Annotated in this window: 15 protein-coding genes and 1 pseudogene; 8 read left to right on the forward strand and 8 right to left on the reverse strand. The window is 71.0% G+C overall.

Annotation, left to right across the window (positions count from 1 at the left end; translation table 11 throughout):
* Window positions 1–28 precede the first annotated feature (28 nt).
* The 6 genes and pseudogenes from ACH4U8_RS12415 to ACH4U8_RS12440 all read right to left on the reverse strand — a co-directional run.
* Window positions 29–265: pseudogene (locus ACH4U8_RS12415) on the reverse strand (alpha/beta hydrolase); the annotation flags it as partial.
* A gap of 22 nt (window positions 266–287) precedes the next feature.
* Window positions 288–560, reverse strand: coding sequence for a hypothetical protein (locus tag ACH4U8_RS12420; protein WP_395777388.1), 273 nt, complete (start codon window positions 558–560; stop codon window positions 288–290).
* Between the two features lie 213 nt (window positions 561–773).
* Window positions 774–1,709, reverse strand: coding sequence for a quinone oxidoreductase family protein (locus ACH4U8_RS12425; protein WP_395778199.1), 936 nt, complete (start codon window positions 1,707–1,709; stop codon window positions 774–776).
* Between the two features lie 3 nt (window positions 1,710–1,712).
* Window positions 1,713–3,425, reverse strand: a complete 1,713-nt coding sequence (locus ACH4U8_RS12430; RefSeq protein ID WP_395777390.1) for an amidohydrolase — start codon at window positions 3,423–3,425, stop codon at window positions 1,713–1,715.
* A gap of 74 nt (window positions 3,426–3,499) precedes the next feature.
* A complete protein-coding gene (locus ACH4U8_RS12435) occupies window positions 3,500–4,981 on the reverse strand; it encodes a sodium:solute symporter (RefSeq protein ID WP_395777392.1) in 1,482 nt (493 codons plus the stop codon).
* Complete coding sequence (locus tag ACH4U8_RS12440; protein ID WP_395777394.1) at window positions 4,978–5,181, reverse strand: hypothetical protein; 204 nt, start codon at window positions 5,179–5,181, stop codon at window positions 4,978–4,980. Before ACH4U8_RS12440 ends, ACH4U8_RS12435 begins: the two co-directional genes overlap by 4 nt.
* 103 nt (window positions 5,182–5,284) lie before the next feature.
* Here ACH4U8_RS12440 and ACH4U8_RS12445 point away from each other — a divergent pair, with 103 nt between their 5' ends.
* The 4 genes from ACH4U8_RS12445 to ACH4U8_RS12460 all read left to right on the forward strand — a co-directional run bounded on the left by ACH4U8_RS12445 (window position 5,285) and on the right by ACH4U8_RS12460 (window position 11,492).
* Window positions 5,285–6,337: an Lrp/AsnC family transcriptional regulator gene (locus ACH4U8_RS12445; protein WP_395777396.1), complete on the forward strand. Its 1,053-nt coding sequence runs from the start codon at window positions 5,285–5,287 to the stop codon at window positions 6,335–6,337.
* Window positions 6,338–6,758: 421 nt separating this feature from the next.
* Window positions 6,759–8,420, forward strand: coding sequence for a helix-turn-helix domain-containing protein (locus ACH4U8_RS12450; RefSeq protein ID WP_395777398.1), 1,662 nt, complete (start codon window positions 6,759–6,761; stop codon window positions 8,418–8,420).
* Window positions 8,417–10,480, forward strand: coding sequence for an aldehyde dehydrogenase family protein (locus tag ACH4U8_RS12455; protein WP_395777400.1), 2,064 nt, complete (start codon window positions 8,417–8,419; stop codon window positions 10,478–10,480). Before ACH4U8_RS12450 ends, ACH4U8_RS12455 begins: the two co-directional genes overlap by 4 nt.
* A complete protein-coding gene (locus tag ACH4U8_RS12460) occupies window positions 10,449–11,492 on the forward strand; it encodes a zinc-dependent alcohol dehydrogenase family protein (RefSeq protein WP_395777402.1) in 1,044 nt (347 codons plus the stop codon). Before ACH4U8_RS12455 ends, ACH4U8_RS12460 begins: the two co-directional genes overlap by 32 nt.
* A gap of 65 nt (window positions 11,493–11,557) precedes the next feature.
* Here ACH4U8_RS12460 and ACH4U8_RS12465 read toward each other — a convergent pair whose 3' ends face one another.
* Entirely contained in the window at window positions 11,558–12,136 is a 579-nt protein-coding gene (locus tag ACH4U8_RS12465) for a VOC family protein (RefSeq protein ID WP_395777404.1), read from the reverse strand.
* Between the two features lie 19 nt (window positions 12,137–12,155).
* Window positions 12,156–13,115, reverse strand: a complete 960-nt coding sequence (locus tag ACH4U8_RS12470; protein WP_395777406.1) for a phosphotriesterase — start codon at window positions 13,113–13,115, stop codon at window positions 12,156–12,158.
* A 219-nt stretch (window positions 13,116–13,334) separates the two neighbouring features.
* On the opposite strand from ACH4U8_RS12470, the gene ACH4U8_RS12475 reads away from it, so the two are divergent.
* The 4 genes from ACH4U8_RS12475 (at window position 13,335) to ACH4U8_RS12490 (ending at window position 16,753) form a co-directional block, all read left to right on the forward strand.
* Complete coding sequence (locus tag ACH4U8_RS12475; RefSeq protein WP_395777408.1) at window positions 13,335–15,056, forward strand: acetolactate synthase catalytic subunit; 1,722 nt, start codon at window positions 13,335–13,337, stop codon at window positions 15,054–15,056.
* A gap of 29 nt (window positions 15,057–15,085) precedes the next feature.
* A complete protein-coding gene (locus ACH4U8_RS12480; RefSeq protein ID WP_360307073.1) occupies window positions 15,086–15,874 on the forward strand; it encodes an IclR family transcriptional regulator in 789 nt (262 codons plus the stop codon).
* 193 nt (window positions 15,875–16,067) lie between these two features.
* Window positions 16,068–16,589, forward strand: coding sequence for an alpha/beta fold hydrolase (locus ACH4U8_RS12485; RefSeq protein ID WP_395777410.1), 522 nt, complete (start codon window positions 16,068–16,070; stop codon window positions 16,587–16,589).
* Window positions 16,547–16,753: an alpha/beta fold hydrolase gene (locus tag ACH4U8_RS12490; RefSeq protein ID WP_395777412.1), complete on the forward strand. Its 207-nt coding sequence runs from the start codon at window positions 16,547–16,549 to the stop codon at window positions 16,751–16,753. Before ACH4U8_RS12485 ends, ACH4U8_RS12490 begins: the two co-directional genes overlap by 43 nt.
* Window positions 16,754–16,798: the final 45 nt, after the last annotated feature.

Consider the following 16,798-nt stretch of genomic DNA (forward strand, 5'->3'; position numbering starts at 1 on the left):
CTTGGACGAAGAAGCGCTCTCCGGTCCGGTATCGGCGCGCCCAGTGCACGGTGGTGAGCACTCCGGCGCTGTGCGCGGCCAACAGGACGGGTTCGCGGACTTGGGCCAGTACGTCGTCCAGGCCCGCGACGCGCGCGGCCCGGTCGAGCAGGTCGTGCGTCAGGGGCGGGACCGTGTGCACGCACCGTCCGGCGTCGGCGAGTTGCTCGGCCAGGTGGGTCTGCCAGTGCTCCGGCACATGGTCGCACAGGCCGGGCACGATCACGCCGTCGGTTCGGGGGTTCGGCTCATGGGGACGACTCCGATTCCTTGCGTTCCGCCGCCTCGGCGCGTTCCCGAAGCCGGCGCAGGTCCGGTGCGTAGTGGCGGCGACCGACCGCGAAGGCCGCGGTGGCCACGATCGCCACGAGCGGGACGAGCCGCAGCGCGGCGCGCAGTCCGATGTGGTCGGCGAGCAGGCCGGTGACCGCGGGGCCGGGGGCCAGCCCGAGCAGGCTGTTGGCGAGGGTGAGGGTGGCGAACGCGGTGGACGCGATGGACGCGGGGACCAGGTTGGCCACACGCCGTGGAGTTCGGCGCCGATGGAGCAGGTCAGCGGTTCGACCTCGATCGGTCCGCGCCGGCGGCCCGGTCCGCGCGCCGCGGACGGCGCCGGCGCGGCCTCCGCGCGGCGGAGCGTCTTGTCCATGATGGTTCCTTCCACAGGGGGCGGGGGTCCGCCGGGATGGTCGGGACGTGCCGGATGGTCGGACCCGCGGGATGCGCCGGAAGGCTCAGAGCACGAAGACCGACGATCCCGTGGTCCCGCCCGCCTCCAGGTCGCGGTGCGCCCGGGCGGCGTCCGGGAGGGCGTAGCGCTGATCGACCGCGATACCGATGCGTCCGGCGGTGACGTGGCCGAACAGTTCGCCCGCCAGGTCGCGCCGCTCGGCGGGGTCCGCGAGGTAGTCGGCCGGCGCCGGACGGGTGACGAACAGCGAGCCGTTGACCGCCAGTTGCATCGCGTCGATCGGCGGTACCGGCCCCGAGGCGGTGCCGAAGCAGACCAGCAGGCCGCGCCGGCGCAGCGATGCGAGCGAGTCGGCGAACGTCGTCGCGCCGACGCTGTCGAAGACGACCGGCACCCCGACGCCGTCGGTCAGTTCGCGCACCCGGGCGGCCACGTTCTCGCGTCGGTACAGGACGACGTGGTCGCAGCCGTGGGTACGCGCCAGTTCGGCCTTCTCCTCGGTGGAGACCGTGCCGATCACGGTGAGGCCGAGCAGTTTCGCCCACTGGCAGACGATCAGGCCGACGCCGCCGGCCGCCGCCGTGAGGAGGATGGTGTCGCCGGCCCGCAACGGGTGGATCCGGCGCAGCAGATACGCGGCGGTGAGGCCGCGCATCGTCATCGCGGCGGCGGTCTCGAAGTCGATGTCGTCGGGGAGCCGGAGCAGGGAGTCGGCGGGCATCACCCGTTCCGTGCTGTACGCGCCGAGCGGGCTGCCGGTGTACGTCACCCGGTCACCCTCGGCGACGTGGGTCACACCGTCGCCGACCGCCTCGACCACGCCGGCCGCCTCGACCCCCAGGCCGGCGGGCAGCGGCGCCGGGTACAGGCCGGTCCGGAAGTACGTGCGATCGTCGTCCCCGGCGTGGAAACCGCCCCGGGAGCCTGAACGCGTCGGGCCGGGGGAGCACCCCCGGCCCGACGCGGGACCGGCCCGGATCCGCTAGGCGGACCACACCCGGCCTGCCCCCACCCAGGTGGACAACACCGGGATGTCGGCGATGCGTTCGGGGGCCACGGACAGCAGGTCTTCGCCGAGCACGGTGAAGTCCGCGAGCATGCCCGGTACCAGGCGGCCCTTGACCCGGCTCTCGCCGGAGGCGTGTGCCGAGCCGATCGTGTACACCTCCAGGGCCTCGCGCGCGCTCACCCGCTGCTCGGGCCCCAGGACATCGCCGTCCCGGGTGGCCCGGGTCACCATCGTCTGCATCGCGAGCAGCGGTGACAGCGGGCCCGCCGGATGGTCGGACGACCCGCCCACCGTGATGCCCGCGTCCAGGAAGCGCCGGTGTGCACACGCGGCGGCGGCACGTTCGTCGCCGTAGTAGCCGCGCAGTTTGCCGCCGTGCTCGTGCAGGAACGCGCCGAACGGGACCGGGGTCACCCCCGCCGCGGCGATCCGGGCCACCAGGCCGTCGTCGACGAGGCTGCAATGCTCGATGCGGTGGTTGGTGCCCGCGTATCGCGGCTGCCCGGCCCGGGCGGCCTCGATCGCGTCCAGTACCTTGCCCACCGCCAGGTCCCCGTTCGCGTGCACCGCGACCCGGCTGCCGGAGTCGTGGATGGTGCGGACGATCTCGGTGAACTCCTTGTCGGACATGAGCTGGATGCCGTTGTCGGCGCCCGTCTGGCTGGGATACGGAGCCCGACACAGGCAGGTGCCGCCGGCGAGCGCGCCGTCCATCATCAGCTTGACGCCGACCATGCGCAGTCGATCGTCGCCGAAGCCGGTACGCAACCCGGAGCGCAGCAGGTCCGCGAAGTAGCGGTGCCACACGAGCACTCCCACCCGGGCGGTGAGCACGCCGCGATGCGCCGCCTCCTGGTACAGCCGCAGTTCGCGCGGCGAGACCAGCGCGTCGCACCACGAGGTGATGCCCGCGGCGTGGAAGTCGCGACACACCTCGGCGAACGAGGGCACCAGGTCGTCCAGGGTGAACTCGCCCAGCAGTTCCGGAGCTTCGCTGTCGCGGAACCACTGGTCGAACCACGCGCCCTCGTACATCCAGCCGTCCAGTCGGCCGTCGGTGTCGCGGCCGAGCGTGCCGCCGGCGGGATCGAGGACGCCGTCCCGGTAGCCCGCGAGTTCCAACGCGCGCGTGTTGCCCACCGCCATGTGGCAGGAGAAGTGCACGGCCAGCACCGGGTGTTCGCGCGATATCGCGTCCAGTGCCGCACGGTCGAGCCGGCCCCGCGGGTCGGCGTTGGGGTCGTAGCCCTCGGCCACCACCCAGTGCCCGGGAGCGGTTCGCCGGACCCGCTCCCCCAGCAGCGCGGCCGAATCGCCGCCGGCGCGCATCGTGTCCGCGTCGAGCGGCACCCGAAGCCGGGTGTCCGCGAGAGCCGCGGGGTGGCAGTGCGCGTCGTTCAACCCGGGGACCACGACCGCGTCGCCCAGGTCCACCGGCTCGGCGCCGGGGAACCGGTCGCGCAATGTGCCGTGGTCGCCGACCGCCACGATCCGCTGCCCGAGGGTCGCGAACGCTTCGGGTTCGTCCGGAGCGCCGCCGTCGTCCGGCGGCCCGTCCGGGCCCCGGCCGGAACGGCCGAGCGCGATGATTCGCCGGGCCCGGAAGATCCGCAGCGCGGAATCTTCCGGGGCGTCGGTGGGCCGGTTCGCCACGAACCGTCCGGCGATGTCGTCCGGAGGCGTCATGAGGGCTTCTCCTCTTCGTACCGATGTGCGGTGGTGCGGTTCACGCGGTGCCGCGACTCACGCGGTGCCGCGGTTCAGGCGGTCGCGTGCCCGGGGATCGCCGGGATCGCGGGATCCGCCGGGAGGGTCGGTTCGGCCCGCCGGGTCACCCGCCAGGCGGCCTCGACGAGCGCACCCACGGCGACGTTGACCGCGAGACCGATCAGGCCGGCGTTCACATGGGCGATGTCGATCGCGTGGCCGTTGTCGCCGAAGGTCAGCCAGATCACGACGGCCTCGCCGGCGACGATTCCGGCCGCGACCGACGACGCGCGGAACAGCGGGCGCCGCCCGGTCAGCGCGTACAGCAGGGCCGGGGCCATCTGGGCCAGACCGCTGTAGGTGAGCAGCAGCAGGTTGGCCAGCGCGTCCGGCCGGTTGATGCCCAGGATCAGTGCCACCGCGACGGAGACGACGACGGTGGTGTGGTTGACCAGGAGCCCCGAACGTGGCGTCCGGGTGCGCACCACGTTGCGCGCGACCATCGACGACATGCCCAGCACGATCGCCGCGGAGGGCACCATCGCGCACGCCGCCGCCGCGGTGACGACGACGCCGACGAGCCAGCCCGGCATCGCGAGGTTCGACAGGTGCAGCAGCACCCCGTTCGGACCACCCGAAGCGGCGCCGGCCACGAGAATGCCGGTGAAACCGACGATCATCGGGATCGCCTGACTGGCGCTGTAGAACGGGATCCAAATGCTGTTCTGGCGCAGCGCCTTCTCGCTCTTGGCGGACAACACGGCGGGCCAACTCTGCGGCATGGTCATGAACATCACGCTCAACAGGCTGGTCACCATGCTGGTGAAGAACCAGGTGCGGTCGAACGGACCGTCGTGGATGGTGAGTTTGGCCGCGTGGCCGTCCGCGAGTCGGTGGCTGATGTCGCCGATGCCGCCCGCGAAGTGCGCGGGGATCATCACCGCCAGCACGATCAGCACGATCACCATGAGCGCGTCCTTGAGGTACGCGGCCCGGGCCACCCCGCCGATGCCCGACCACAACACGAACCCGGTGATCAACACCGAGGCGGCGATCATGCTCGCGGTCCCGGACCCCTCGTCGCCGGTGGCCAGTTCGACCACCAACCCCAGGCCGGTGATCTGCAATTGCAGGTAGGGCAGCAGGAACGCCACGCCGAGCACCGCGGTGAGCGTGCCCAGCGCCCGGCTGCGGTACCGGTCCGCGAAGAAGTCGCCCTGGGTGAGGTAGCCGCGGGCATTGCCGATGCGCCAGACCAGTGGGGCGACGACGTAGAGCCCGACGTAGGCGAGCGGGAGGTACGGCAGCGCGTACACGACGCCGACACCCGACGCGTAGGCCAGTCCGGCCAGTCCCAGGAAGGTGAACGTCGTGTAGACCTCGCCGGCCTGGAGGAACCAGGTGGTCAACGCGCCGAAACGGCGCCCGCCCACGGTCCACTCCTCCAGGTCGCCGGCGGGCTTGCGGCGGCCGGCCACGCCGAGACCGGCGATCAGCAACATGCCGACGACCGAGACGACCAGTGTGGCGTTCATTCGGCACCTCCGGTTCGGTGGCGACCGCGCTGGTGCTCGACGTAGGCGAGGGCCGGTGTCAGCGCCACCACCCAGCCGACACTCCAGGTCAGGATCGATGGCATGCCGAGCCAGACGTGCGGGCCGTTGACGAACGGCAACCACACCGTCGACAACAGCGCCGCGATCGGCACCAGCAGCAGAAGGATTGCGACACGCATGGACCACTCCTGAGGTCTTCGTATCCCATGAATCCCAGAATCATGAAACTTGATGACCAAGATCCAGCCGTATCAGCCGGTAATCTTCATTCATGGAGTCCGAATGAAGCATTCCGCCAACCGCAGAAGCAGCGTCGGAGCCGAGCCGCCGGCGCCGCTGGACGAGATCGACCTGGCGTTGGTCAACGCGTTGCAGGCCGCACCGAGGGCGTCGTGGACCCTGGTCGGCCGGGCGCTCGGGATCAGCCCGATCACCGCCGCGCGGCGCTGGGAACGCCTGCACTCGCGCGGCCTGGCCTGGGTGACCGCGTACGGCGGGCCGTTCGTACAGGAGATGCACTGCTCGGCGTTCGTGGAGGTCGACTGCATGCCCGCCCGCCTGCGCGCCATCACCGAGCGACTGGTCCGCGACCCGCACATCACCGGCGTCGAGCAGGTGTCCGGCGGCACCGACCTCTTCCTCACCGTGATGGTCCCCGACCTCACCGCGCTGTCGCGACTGGCCATCGACGTCATCGGCGCGCAGGAAGGCGTGACCGCGACGCGCAGCATGATCGCCACCCACCTGTTCACCGAGGGCAGCCGCTGGGACCTGCGCTCCCTCGACCGCCGACAGCGCGGCCTGCTGCGCCCCACGAGCAGCGAAACGCTCCCCGCCGGCCCGGCGATCCTCGCGCCGGAGGACCGGCCGCTGCTCATCGCGCTCGGCGCCGACGGTCGGCTCGGCTACGGCGAACTCGCCGAGCTCACCGGCATGAGCGAGTCGACCGTGCGCCGCCGGCTGGGCCGGATGTTGCGCGAGGGCACCGTCGTGCCACGCTGCGAAATCGCGCAGAGCGTCTCCGGATTCCCCACCTTCGTGCACTACCTCGCCGACGTGCCCAGCACCGAACTCGCCCACGTGGGCGCCTCGATCGCCGCGGTCAACGAAGTCCGCATGTGCGCCGCGATCGCCGCCCGGCACGGCCTGCTGATCACCGCCTGGGTGCGCTCCCTGCCCGACACCCGACGGCTGGAGGCACACCTGGCCGAACGTTTCCCGCACCTGGTCGTCGAGGACCGCCGGCTGACCCTGGCCAACCCCAAGCGCATGGGCCACCTGCTGGACACCGAGGGCCGCAGCATCGACTTCGTCCCGATGGACATGTGGTCCTGAGCGGCCGCGCCGGCGCGTTCGGCGAGGGGCGGGTCGGAACGCGCTCGGCCGGCTCGGCGACGCGTTGTTCGGGAAAACCGGTCCTGCGGGGGCTGCGCGGGCGACACGATACGGGCACGACCACCGATCGGCTGCGTGGCCGAGCCCGGGAATCGTGGACCGAACCGGCGGGAGCGCCCGCGGAGTTCGGGGTTCGCGTTCGTCCCGGCCGTCGAGCCGAGGCATCGGCGGGATTGCGCGGGTAGGCGGCCGTCCGTCCCGACAGGCGGTGAATGTTGCTCAACCCCGCGGCCCGAGGGCGCAACCGGTTGCCCCGGGCCGCCCGGCATGGGTGCACTGGACCCGTTCCCGCACAGCCGCGGCGTCGTCGACGCGCCAGGCGGGAGCACTTTCGGTCCTCCCACCGCGAATCGGGGATCCCATGCTGTCCGCCCGACATACCCTGCTGCCACGATCGGCACGTATCGCCCTGGCCCGGGACGCCCGGCTCGGGGGTGGCAACCTCTGGCGTACCGCGCTGGAGTACAGCCGAGCCCCCGACGCGCCCCTGCTCGTTTCGGACCCGCCCCTCGTGGTCGAAGACGGGACCCTGCGGCGGGAGTTCGGCATCGCCGCACTCGACGCCCTCGCCGACGCGTGGTCGTGCCACTACCTCGACCGGGGCGTGCGACCGCGCGACCGGGTCGCCCTCTACATCGAGGACTCCTTCGAGGACCACCTGCACCTGGCCGCCCTCGCCCGGATCGGGGCCATCGCGGTCGTGCTCAACGGCCGGCTGCCGCCCGAGGCCGCGCTCGGTCTGCTGGAGCGCGCCGACCCGGTCGGTCTGTACACCGACCCCGCGCACCTGGAACTCCTGGGCGGGCGGCACCGGGCACTGCCCGGACTGCGCTGGACGCACACCCGCGCGGACGGGGCCGGGCCGGGCAACGCGCGACTGCCCGACCGGGCGCGATACCGGCACGCAGACAACGACCCGGTGTTCCTGTGCCACTCCTCGGGTACCACCGGCCGGCCCAAACTGGTCACCTGGACCCACCGGCAGAGCGTCGCGGGAACCCGGTTCCGGCACAGGGAGCTCGATCATGGTCCAGTCGCTCGCATTAACGATTCCCCCGCCGTTCTCATCATCAGCGACACCCCGGAGTATTCCGCCGGCGGAACGCAGCTCTTTCCGGGCCTGCGCACCATGATCGGCACGGTCGCCGGTCGCCGACCCGAGTGGCTTCGGGTCGGACCGGCCGGCCACGACGCGGTGCCCCGCGAGCGACTTCGTGCCTCGGCCGCCGGCGCGCACGCCCTGGTCCTGCTGACCGCCGTGCGCAACAACTCCTGTTCGGGCGAGATCAAGCTCGCCCTCGATCAGCTCGCGGACGGCCCGGTGCGCCGCAAACCGGTGGGCCTGGTCTCGGTCGGCGCGGTCCAGAGCAGCCATGCGGTCGACCATCTCCGGGTCGTATTGGCCGCGTTGGACGCGGTGGTCATCCCCGGCGCGCTGACCGTGCCCGGTCCCCCGGCCGTCACCCGGCTTCCCGAGACCCGGGTCGCGCGGCAACACGGCATGCTGAGCGGCTTCGTCGAGGAACTCCTGTGGTTCACCGGTCGATTGCGCGCGGACGCGCCGAGCCCGACCACGCGGCCCGAACCCCCCGAGGCCGACGCGGTGGCCGAGCAGGTCGACACCGCCGTGTCCTTCATCCGGGAACGATTCGCCGACAACGAACTGACCCTCGGCCTGGCCGCCCGAGCCGCCCACATGAGCAAATACCACTTCTCCCGGACCTTCAAAAGACGAACCGGTCACAGATTCATCGATTTCGTCACAGAGTTGCGTATGGAGTTCGCCCGTTCGCTCCTGCTGGAAAGCAACCTGCCGGTGGCCGATATCTGCGTCAAGGTCGGCTATCGCGACCTCAGCCATTTCCAGCGCACTTTCAAGGCGACCTACTCGTTGTCGCCTTCCGTGTTTCGCTCCGCAGCGCAGGCCGGGCTCGCGCCGATCGGCAGCGAAGCGCCTGAAAAGGAGCATTTCGGGGCGCGGCAACCCGTCCTGTGCGCGCCGGGTGAGGGAAGCCGACCTTGACCGGCCCGATACCGCACTACCTCTGTGGCCGCCGGCACCCGCCCGCCGACGCCGGGGTCGTGCGCCGACACGCCGTGCACGGACACGAGGTCTTCCGGGTCACCGCGACCGGGGTCGACGCCGCCCCGGCGTTCGAGTACGCCCGCTCGGTGGGGCTTCCCGCGTTGCGCCGTGCCGACTTCGCCGAGCGGGCCCGCTGGATCACTCGGCTGGCACGCCATCTGGCAGGCCACCGCGAGGAGTTCGTCCGGCTGCTCGCCCACCTGGGCACCTCCCCGGCCGACGCCGCACGGGACGTGGACGGCGGATTGGCGACGATGCGGCACTGCGCGGCGGCGATCGTCCGCCGCTCGGCCGGCGGCGCAGCCACGGCGGACGGCCGGCTCCTGGTGGAAGGCGGGCTCCCGTGGGAAGACCGAGCCGATCCGCCCACCGGTCGGGCGAGTCGCTCCCTCCTCGACGGGCCGGCCGGTGTCGCGGTGCAGATCAGCGGCTTCAGTCTGCCCGCGGCCACCATGCTCGGCGCCTTCGCCCCCGCGTTCATCGCGGGCATGCCCGTGATCGTCCGGCCCTCGCACCGCACCGCCCAGGTGGTGGCGCACCTGGTGCGACGGATCGTCGAGTGCGACGGACTCCCGGATGGAGCACTCCAGTTCGTGTCCGGCCCGACCCGCCTGGCCGACCACCTCACCGCCCACGACCTGCTTCGCTTCACCGGGACATCGGCCACCGCGCGGCGGGTGCGCGATCGGCTCGCGACGCCGGCGGTCGCGCCGCACCAGGACTTCGGCACGGAGGCGCTGGACTGCGCGGTGCTGGGCGCCGACGCCGCGCCGGGCACGGCGGCCTTCGCGATGTTCGTGGACCGACTGGTGGCCGCCATGACGGCGTACACGGGTCAGACCCGGGCGACGGCGCGCCGGATCTTCGTACCGGCGCCGTTCCTGGACGCGGTGGCGGATGCGGCGGCCGCCGCCCTGGACGAGATCCGACCGGGTGACCCGTACACGCCCGGCGTCGGCATGGGGCCGCTGATCGACGCGTCCCATCGGCGCCGCGTCCTGGCCGGCGTCGCCCGGCTGCGGGGGGCGACCCGTACGATTCGCGGGACGCCGGCCCGGATCGCCGCGATGGCCGACGAGCGCGGGTTCGGCGCGTTCCTGCCGCCGGTCCTGCTCGTCGCCGACGAGCCGGGGCGCCGCGAGGTGCACGAGGTGGAGGCGTTCGGACCGGTCGGCACGCTGGTGCCGTACCGCTCCTCGGCCGACCTCCGCGACGCGCTCGCCCTGGGCGGTCGGGGCCTGCACGGCTGGGTGGTCACCGAAGACCCGGCAACGGCACGTGAGTTGGTCCGGGGACTGGCGCCCACACACAGCCGCATCGAGGTCGTCGATCCGCAGGCTCCGTCCGCCGGCCCGAGCGGACCGGACGACGCGGAATGCCTGCGTGCCGTCGACCGCCACCTGAACACCGCCGGCGTGCACGCCGCGCCCGGACACCTGGCGGCGGTCACCGATCGATGGGAACCGGGCGCCGCGCGCGTGCACGGTCCGACGCATCCGCTGCGGCGGTACCTGAGCGACCTGCGCGCCGGCGACGCGGTGACGGTCGGCCCGCGCACCGTCACCCGGGCCGACATCGACCGGTTCGCCGAACTCACGGGCGACCACTACTACTTGCACACCGACGAGGCCGCCGCGACCGGGCATCCGCTCTATCGCGGGATCGTCGCCCACGGCTACCTGGTCCTGTCCCTCGCGGCGGGCATGTTCGTGCCACCCGAACCCGGGCCCGTACTGGCCAACCGGGCACTGGAGAACCTGCGCTTCCTGGCCCCGGTACGGCCGAACGACGCCCTGACCGTCACGCTGACCGCCCGGCGGGTCACCACCCGGCCCGGTGCCCGACACGGCGAAGTGCGCTGGCACGTCGAGGTCGTCAACCAGGACGCGCGGCCCGTCGCGGACTTCGAGCTGATCACCCTCACCGCCGACCGGCCCACCGAGGCCGGGGACAAGGACGTGCCACATGCGCGCCACCACCATTCACGGCCCCTATGACATCCGCGTCGAGGACGTCCCCGACCCGCGCGTGGAGCAGCCCGGCGACGCGGTGGTCCAGGTCCTGCGTGCCTGTGTGTGCGGCAGCGATCTGTGGGCCTACCGGGGCGAGTCCGCCCGGGTGCCCGGACAGCGCATCGGGCACGAATTCCTGGGCACCGTCGTGGAAACCGGCTCGGAGGTGCGCACGGTGCGCCCCGGCGACCTGGTCATCGCGCCGTTCACCTGGTCCGACGGGGCCTGCCTGTTCTGTGCGGAGCGGCTGCCCACCTCGTGCACGAACGGCGGCATGTGGGGCGCGGTCGGGTCCGACGGCGGCCAGGGCGAGGGCGTTCGGGTTCCCTATGCCGACGGCACCCTGGTCGCGGTGCCCGCCGAGGCCGCCTCGGACGATCGGCTGATCGGTGCGCTGCTCGCGCTGACCGACGTCATGGGCACCGGCTACCACGCGGCGCTGAGCGCCGGCGCACGACCCGGTGCGACCGTCGCCGTGGTGGGCGACGGCGCGGTCGGGCTGTGCGCCGTCCTGGCCGCCCGCCTGCTGGGCGCGGAGCATGTCATCGCGATGGGCCGACACCCGGACCGCCTGCGGCTGGCCCGGGAGTTCGGCGCCGCCGGCACGATCACCGAACGGGGCGAGGCGGCCGTGACGGCGGTCCGCGAGGCGACGGGCGGCCACGGCGTACACGCCGCGATCGAGGCGGTGGGCGGCGAGGAGGCGATGCGTACCGCCGTGGGCGTCACCCGCCCCGGCGGTGCCATCGGCTGGGTGGGTGCCCCGCACGGAAGCGGCGACGGACTGGACGTCGGCACCCTGTTCATGAACAACCTCACCCTGCGCGGCGGTATCGCCCCGATCCGTGCCTACCTCCCCGAACTGCTGCCGCGCGTGCTCGACGGCACGCTCGACCCCTCGCCGGTGTTCGACGGCACGACGGCCCTCGCGTCGATCGCCGACGGATACCGCGCCATGGACGACCGCAGCGCACTGAAGGTGCTGATCACCCCCTGAACCCCGCAACCCCGCCGCGCCGAGGAAGTGCGTACCGAAATCGCCGCCGGGATACGGCGGTTCGTTCAGGGCGACCGCGTCGGACCGGTGCCGGCCCGATGCCGGATCGGTTCCGCACCGTCCCGGTTCGCCGCCGCCCGCATGGTCGCGTAGAAGGCTTCGCCCTCCGGGGTGAGCTCGATGTACTCTTCGAGCCCGCCGTGGCCGATGACGTCCTCGACCATGACGATCCGGGCGCCGCGCGGCGTGAAGCTGCTGAAGACGGGGACCCGACCGCGGTCGGCCAAGTCCCGAAGCGTGGCGTCGAGGTCGGTACTGCCGAAGCCGAAGTGGTGCAGTCCGGGACCGCTCTCGGCCAGCCGTTCCGAGAAGACGGTGGCCGATCCCGGCAGTGGCTCGACGAGTTCGATCATCAGCCCGCCGGTGTAGCTCAGCGCGATCCGGGCACCCAGGGGAGTCGGGACCCCACGATGGACGGTGCCGTTCGGCTCGGCTGTCGGTTCCGGTCCCAGGAACCACGGACCTGCGCCGAAGCACGCGCCGAAGTCGGCCATGGCCGAGTCCAGATCGTCGACGACGAAACATATCTGCAGGAGCGGGGTCGCCCCGGCAAGTCGGGGAGCCGGAGCAGGAGTTCGGGTCATGGCGTTCCTCCTCCTCGCCCTACTCGAAGTAGCGGCGCGGGTTGTCCACGAGGATCGTCTCGAGTTGCCGGTCGGTGACGCCGCGGCGCCGCAGCTCGGGGAGCACGTCGTCGCTGATGTGACGGTAGTTCCAGTGCGGCAACTGGGCCTTCTGCGCCGCCGGATCCCAGAAATCGATGAAGCAGGACGCGTCGTGCGAGATCACGATGTGGTCGAGGTAGCCGCGTTCGATCAGGGCGACCACGGTGCCGACGCGATCGTCGAACGAGAGGAAGCTGTCCAGGCCGAACCGGTCCAGGCCCAGCAGCGACCCGGCGTCCGCGAGTCGGGTGAGGTAGTCGAGATCCTTGGTGTCGCCGGAGTGACCGATGATCACCTTGCGCGGATCCACACCCTCCTCGCGGAATACCTGCTGGGCGATCAGGCCGGTCTGTTCGGCGGCGTTGGTGTGCACGGTGATGGGAGCGCCGGTTTCCGTGCTCGCCCGCGCGACCGCGCGCATGGTGCGCTCGACGCCGGGGGTCAGCCCCGGTTGGTCTATCGCGCATTTGAGGAAGGCCGCGCGCACTCCGGTGTCGGCGATTCCTTCGGTGAGGTCGGAGACGAAGAGCTTGGTGAGCGGTTCGGGTTCGTCGAAGAGGAGCCCGGGGCCCTTGTAGTGGAACTGCATGGGGATGTCGTTGAACGTGTACAGACCCGTGGCCACCACGATGTTGAGTTCGACGCGCCGGGCGATCTCCCGGATGCGCGGTAGGTAGCGCCCGAGGCCCAGGACGGTCGGGTCGAGGATCGTGTCGATTCCCCGGGATTTCAGATCGGTCAGATCGGACACCGCCTGGTGCAGCATCTCCGATTCACGCCAGTCGTGCTGGTAGTTGAGGCGGTGCTCCTCGCCGAGTACGAAGACGTGCTCGTGAACGAGGGTGCGCCCGAGGGCCGTGCTGTCGACCGAGCCACCCGCCGTGGGGATCGAACCCATGGTGCCTGCCTTCTGTGTCGTGGATGTGTCGTCGTGGATGTGTCGCGGCGGCCTCTCGGCACTGCCTTCGCCGAGGCCGGCCGCACGCCGACGACCATGTCAGATAGTGAACTCGTGGTCAATAAATGAAATCCGTGACCCGACAGGTCTTGCCGCGACCCCCGGCGGAGGCTAGGTTCAGGATTTGAAATCTGCTTCAGATAGTGAAATGGAGGAGTCATGGGACGTACCGTGGCTGATGTCATCGCGGCGGCCCTCGCCAGGCACGGGGTCACGACGATCTACGGCCAGAGCAACCCGACGGCACTGTTGTTGGCGGCGGAGCAGATCGGCATCCGCCAGGTCCTGTACCGCACGGAGAACGCCGCGGGTGTGATGGCGGACGGCTTCGCCCGGATCTCGCACCGCATCGGCGTCGTGGCGGCGCAGAACGGACCGGCGGCCACGCTTTTGGTGGCGCCGATGGCGGAGGCCCTCAAGGCGTCCATTCCGCTGCTCGTTCTGGTCCAGGAGGTGCCTGCGGCCGCGCGCGATCGCAACGCCTTCCAAGAGCTGGATCACACCGCCCTCTTCGGCGGCGTGTCGAAGTGGACCCGGCGCATCGACGACCCCGCGCGGGCCGAGGACTACGTCGATCTCGCGATGACGGCCGCGACCGGCGGACGTCCCGGACCGGTGGTGCTGCTCCTGCCGAGGGACGTGCTCGATCTTCCCGAGGAGCCGAGCCGATTTCCCCGGTCGGCGACGCTCGGCAGCTTCCCGCTGGATCGCCCGCGCCCGGCGGCCCGAGCGGTACGCGAGGCGGCCGAACTGCTCGCCTCGGCTCGTTCGCCCATCGTGATAGCCGGTGGGGGAGTGCACGTGTCGGGCGCGGTGGCGGAACTCGTCGCCCTCCAGGAACTGGCACAACTCCCGGTGGCGACCACGCACATGGGCAAGGGCGCGGTCGACGAGACCGCACCGCTGTCACTCGGGGTGGCCGCGAACATCACGGGCCTCAACGGCCCGGCGCACTTCCACCTGCCGTTGATCGCGGAAGCGGACGTCGTCCTGCTCGTCGGCACCCGCACGAACGAGAACGGGACGGACGCGTGGACACTCACCTCGCCGACGGCCCGCTACATCCACATCGACGTCGACCCCGAGGAGATCGGCCGCAACTACGAGGCGCTGCGCCTGGTCGGCGACGCGCGCTCGGCGCTGAGCGATGTGTGCGAAGAGCTGAAGCAACTCGACCTGTCCCGGCGAACATCGGCCGCGGCCGGCCTCGTCCGCACGATCGCCGAGGGGCGCGCGGCGCACCGCACGCGCCGAGACGCCCTGGCGTGCTCCGCCGACACGCCGATCTCCCCCGAACGTGTGCTGGTGACCCTGGACCGGCTGATCGGGCCCGACGACATCGTGGCGGCCGACGCCAGCTACGCCTCGATCTGGGTCACCGGTTACCTCACCGCGCGTCGGGCGGGTCAGCGGTTTCTGCTGCCACGGGGTCTGGCGGGCCTCGGCTGGGGCCTCCCGCTGGCGCTCGGCGCGAAGATCGCCGCACCGTCCTCGCGGGTGATCGCCATCGTCGGCGACGGCGGCTTCGCCCACGTGTGGTCGGAGATCGAGACCGCCGTCCGTGCGGACATCCCCGTGGTCGTGGTGATCCTCAACAATTCGATCCTCGGATATCAGCGGCATGCCGAGAACTACTTCTTCGGCGCCACGACCACGGCGATCACCTTCGCTCCCGTCGATCACGCGGCCGTGGCCAGGGCGAGCGGCGCCCGGGGCGGCACCGTCAGCGCACCCGAGGAACTGGAGGAAGCCCTCCGCGCAGCCCTGGAATCGCACACCACCACCGTGCTCGACGTCATCGTCGACCCGGACGCCTATGCCCCGGTCAAGGCTTGGGACGCCCGCGCCGACCGGCTGAACCTCCCCTCGGCGGAAGGCTGATCCATGATCGCCTGTGATATTTTCCGACGGTGAATCCCGCTGACAGGACGCCCAAGCAACCCACCCTGCAGACGGTTGATCGCGCACTCACCTTCCTGGAATACGTGGCATCGGCCCCCGAACCGCCGACCGTGCAGCAGGTGTCGGAGGCCCTGGGGCTGAACATCACCACCTGCTACCACCTGTTGCGCACGCTGGTCGCCCGCCGGTACATCGCGCGCCACGAGAACCTCACCCTCACGCTGGGGGACGGGGTGGGCGCACTGTTCCGCTCGTACCAGCAGCGCTTCGACATCGACGACAACCTGAAGGCGTGGGTCGACAAGCTCGCGGCGAAGACCGCCGAGACGTCGTACTTCTCGGCGCTCGAGGGAAATCGCGTGATTCTCAAAATACTCGTCGAGGGCTCGCAGCCGCTGCGCGTCAGTGGATTGTTCGTCGGTCAGTCCGGGAATGAACACCTGCGGTCGTCGGGTAAAGCGGTGCTGGCCCATCTCGACGACGAACGACGCGCCGCGCTGCTGGCGAAGATCGTCGACGGCCATTCCCGCTCCGAGGAATCCGCACTCCTGGAGAAACTCGACCTCGATCTGCGGATGACCCGCGAGCGCGGCTGGTCGATGGACGAGCAGGGCTCGGACATCGGTATTTCAAGTGTCGGCGCGCCGATCTTCGACGCGCGTCAGGACGTCTACGGTGCCGTGGGAATCGTGGTTCCCACCACGCGGATGGCCAAGCATCGGCAGCGCTACGTCGAGTGTGTGACGGCGACGGCGGCGGCGATGACGTCCTTCCTCGGCACTGCCGGCGTGCGGTAGCAGCCGACCCGTTCCCGCTGGGGCAAGGGTCGACCGGGGTCATTCGGTGGCCCGGTGGTCGACCCCGAATTTCGTACGCACTGTGTTCGTTTCGCTATATGAAACGAATCCCGGATATCGACATCCAATTCAATGTGCGGCCATCCTCCGACGACGGCCGCATCGTCTCCCGAATGCAAAAGGATGTTCTTCGATGACCCCACCGACGCCGGCCCCCGTGGTCTGCCTCCATTCTCTTTTTCTCGACCCGCGAATGTTCGACGGCCTCGTGGCCGCGGGGGAGGGCCGAATCCGGGCGATCGTGCCGGAACTCCCCGGGCAGGTCTCCCGGGTCGGTGAAGTCTCCCGAACGGTGACGATGGACGACGTGACGGAAGACGTCCTCGGCACCATCGACGAATTGGGACTCGAGCGCTATTCACTGGTCGGCCAGTCGATGGGCGGCGACGTCGCCGTTCGCATCGCCGCCCGGCGCCCCGAGTCGATCGACAAGATCGTCCTGCTCGGTTCGTCGGCGCGGGCCCAGAGCCGGGAGGACCTCGGAGAGTTCGCCGACCTGCCCGACCGGATCGAACGCGAGGGCTTCACCCCCGAGATCGTCGACATCGTGATGACGATCATGTTCGGCGCCACCACGCTCGCCGACGACGGCCGCCGGGACATCCACGGGACGTGGCGGAGCCGGATCGGCGAACTGTCACCGCGCCGGCGCTGATCGTCTCCGGCACCGAGGATCTCGGTCGGCCACCCGCCTGGTCGGACGAACTCTTCGACGGCATCCCCGATGCCCGACTCCTGCGCTACAAGCAGGGCCACAGCCCGGTCCTCGAAGCACCGGCACTGGTCGTCCCGTTCGTCCTCGACTTCCTGACGACGTGACCGCCGCGCCGATCGGCACATAGCCGGGTGCGCCCCGACGCGCAC

It is taken from the genome of Embleya sp. NPDC020886 (assembly GCF_044333915.1).
GTDB lineage: Bacteria > Actinomycetota > Actinomycetes > Streptomycetales > Streptomycetaceae > Embleya.

Bases quoted from the DNA above. Each gene is read 5' to 3' on its own strand.
- ACH4U8_RS12430 (WP_395777390.1), bottom strand. From the start codon at position 3,425: ATGACGCCTCCGGACGACATCGCCGGACGGTTCGTGGCGAACCGGCCC.
- ACH4U8_RS12435 (WP_395777392.1), bottom strand. From the start codon at position 4,981: ATGAACGCCACACTGGTCGTCTCGGTCGTCGGCATGTTGCTGATCGCC.
- ACH4U8_RS12440 (WP_395777394.1), bottom strand. From the start codon at position 5,181: ATGCGTGTCGCAATCCTTCTGCTGCTGGTGCCGATCGCGGCGCTGTTG.
- ACH4U8_RS12445 (WP_395777396.1), top strand. From the start codon at position 5,285: ATGAAGCATTCCGCCAACCGCAGAAGCAGCGTCGGAGCCGAGCCGCCG.
- ACH4U8_RS12450 (WP_395777398.1), top strand. From the start codon at position 6,759: ATGCTGTCCGCCCGACATACCCTGCTGCCACGATCGGCACGTATCGCC.
- ACH4U8_RS12460 (WP_395777402.1), top strand. From the start codon at position 10,449: ATGCGCGCCACCACCATTCACGGCCCCTATGACATCCGCGTCGAGGAC.
- ACH4U8_RS12465 (WP_395777404.1), bottom strand. From the start codon at position 12,136: ATGACCCGAACTCCTGCTCCGGCTCCCCGACTTGCCGGGGCGACCCCG.
- ACH4U8_RS12470 (WP_395777406.1), bottom strand. From the start codon at position 13,115: ATGGGTTCGATCCCCACGGCGGGTGGCTCGGTCGACAGCACGGCCCTC.
- ACH4U8_RS12475 (WP_395777408.1), top strand. From the start codon at position 13,335: ATGGGACGTACCGTGGCTGATGTCATCGCGGCGGCCCTCGCCAGGCAC.
- ACH4U8_RS12485 (WP_395777410.1), top strand. From the start codon at position 16,068: ATGACCCCACCGACGCCGGCCCCCGTGGTCTGCCTCCATTCTCTTTTT.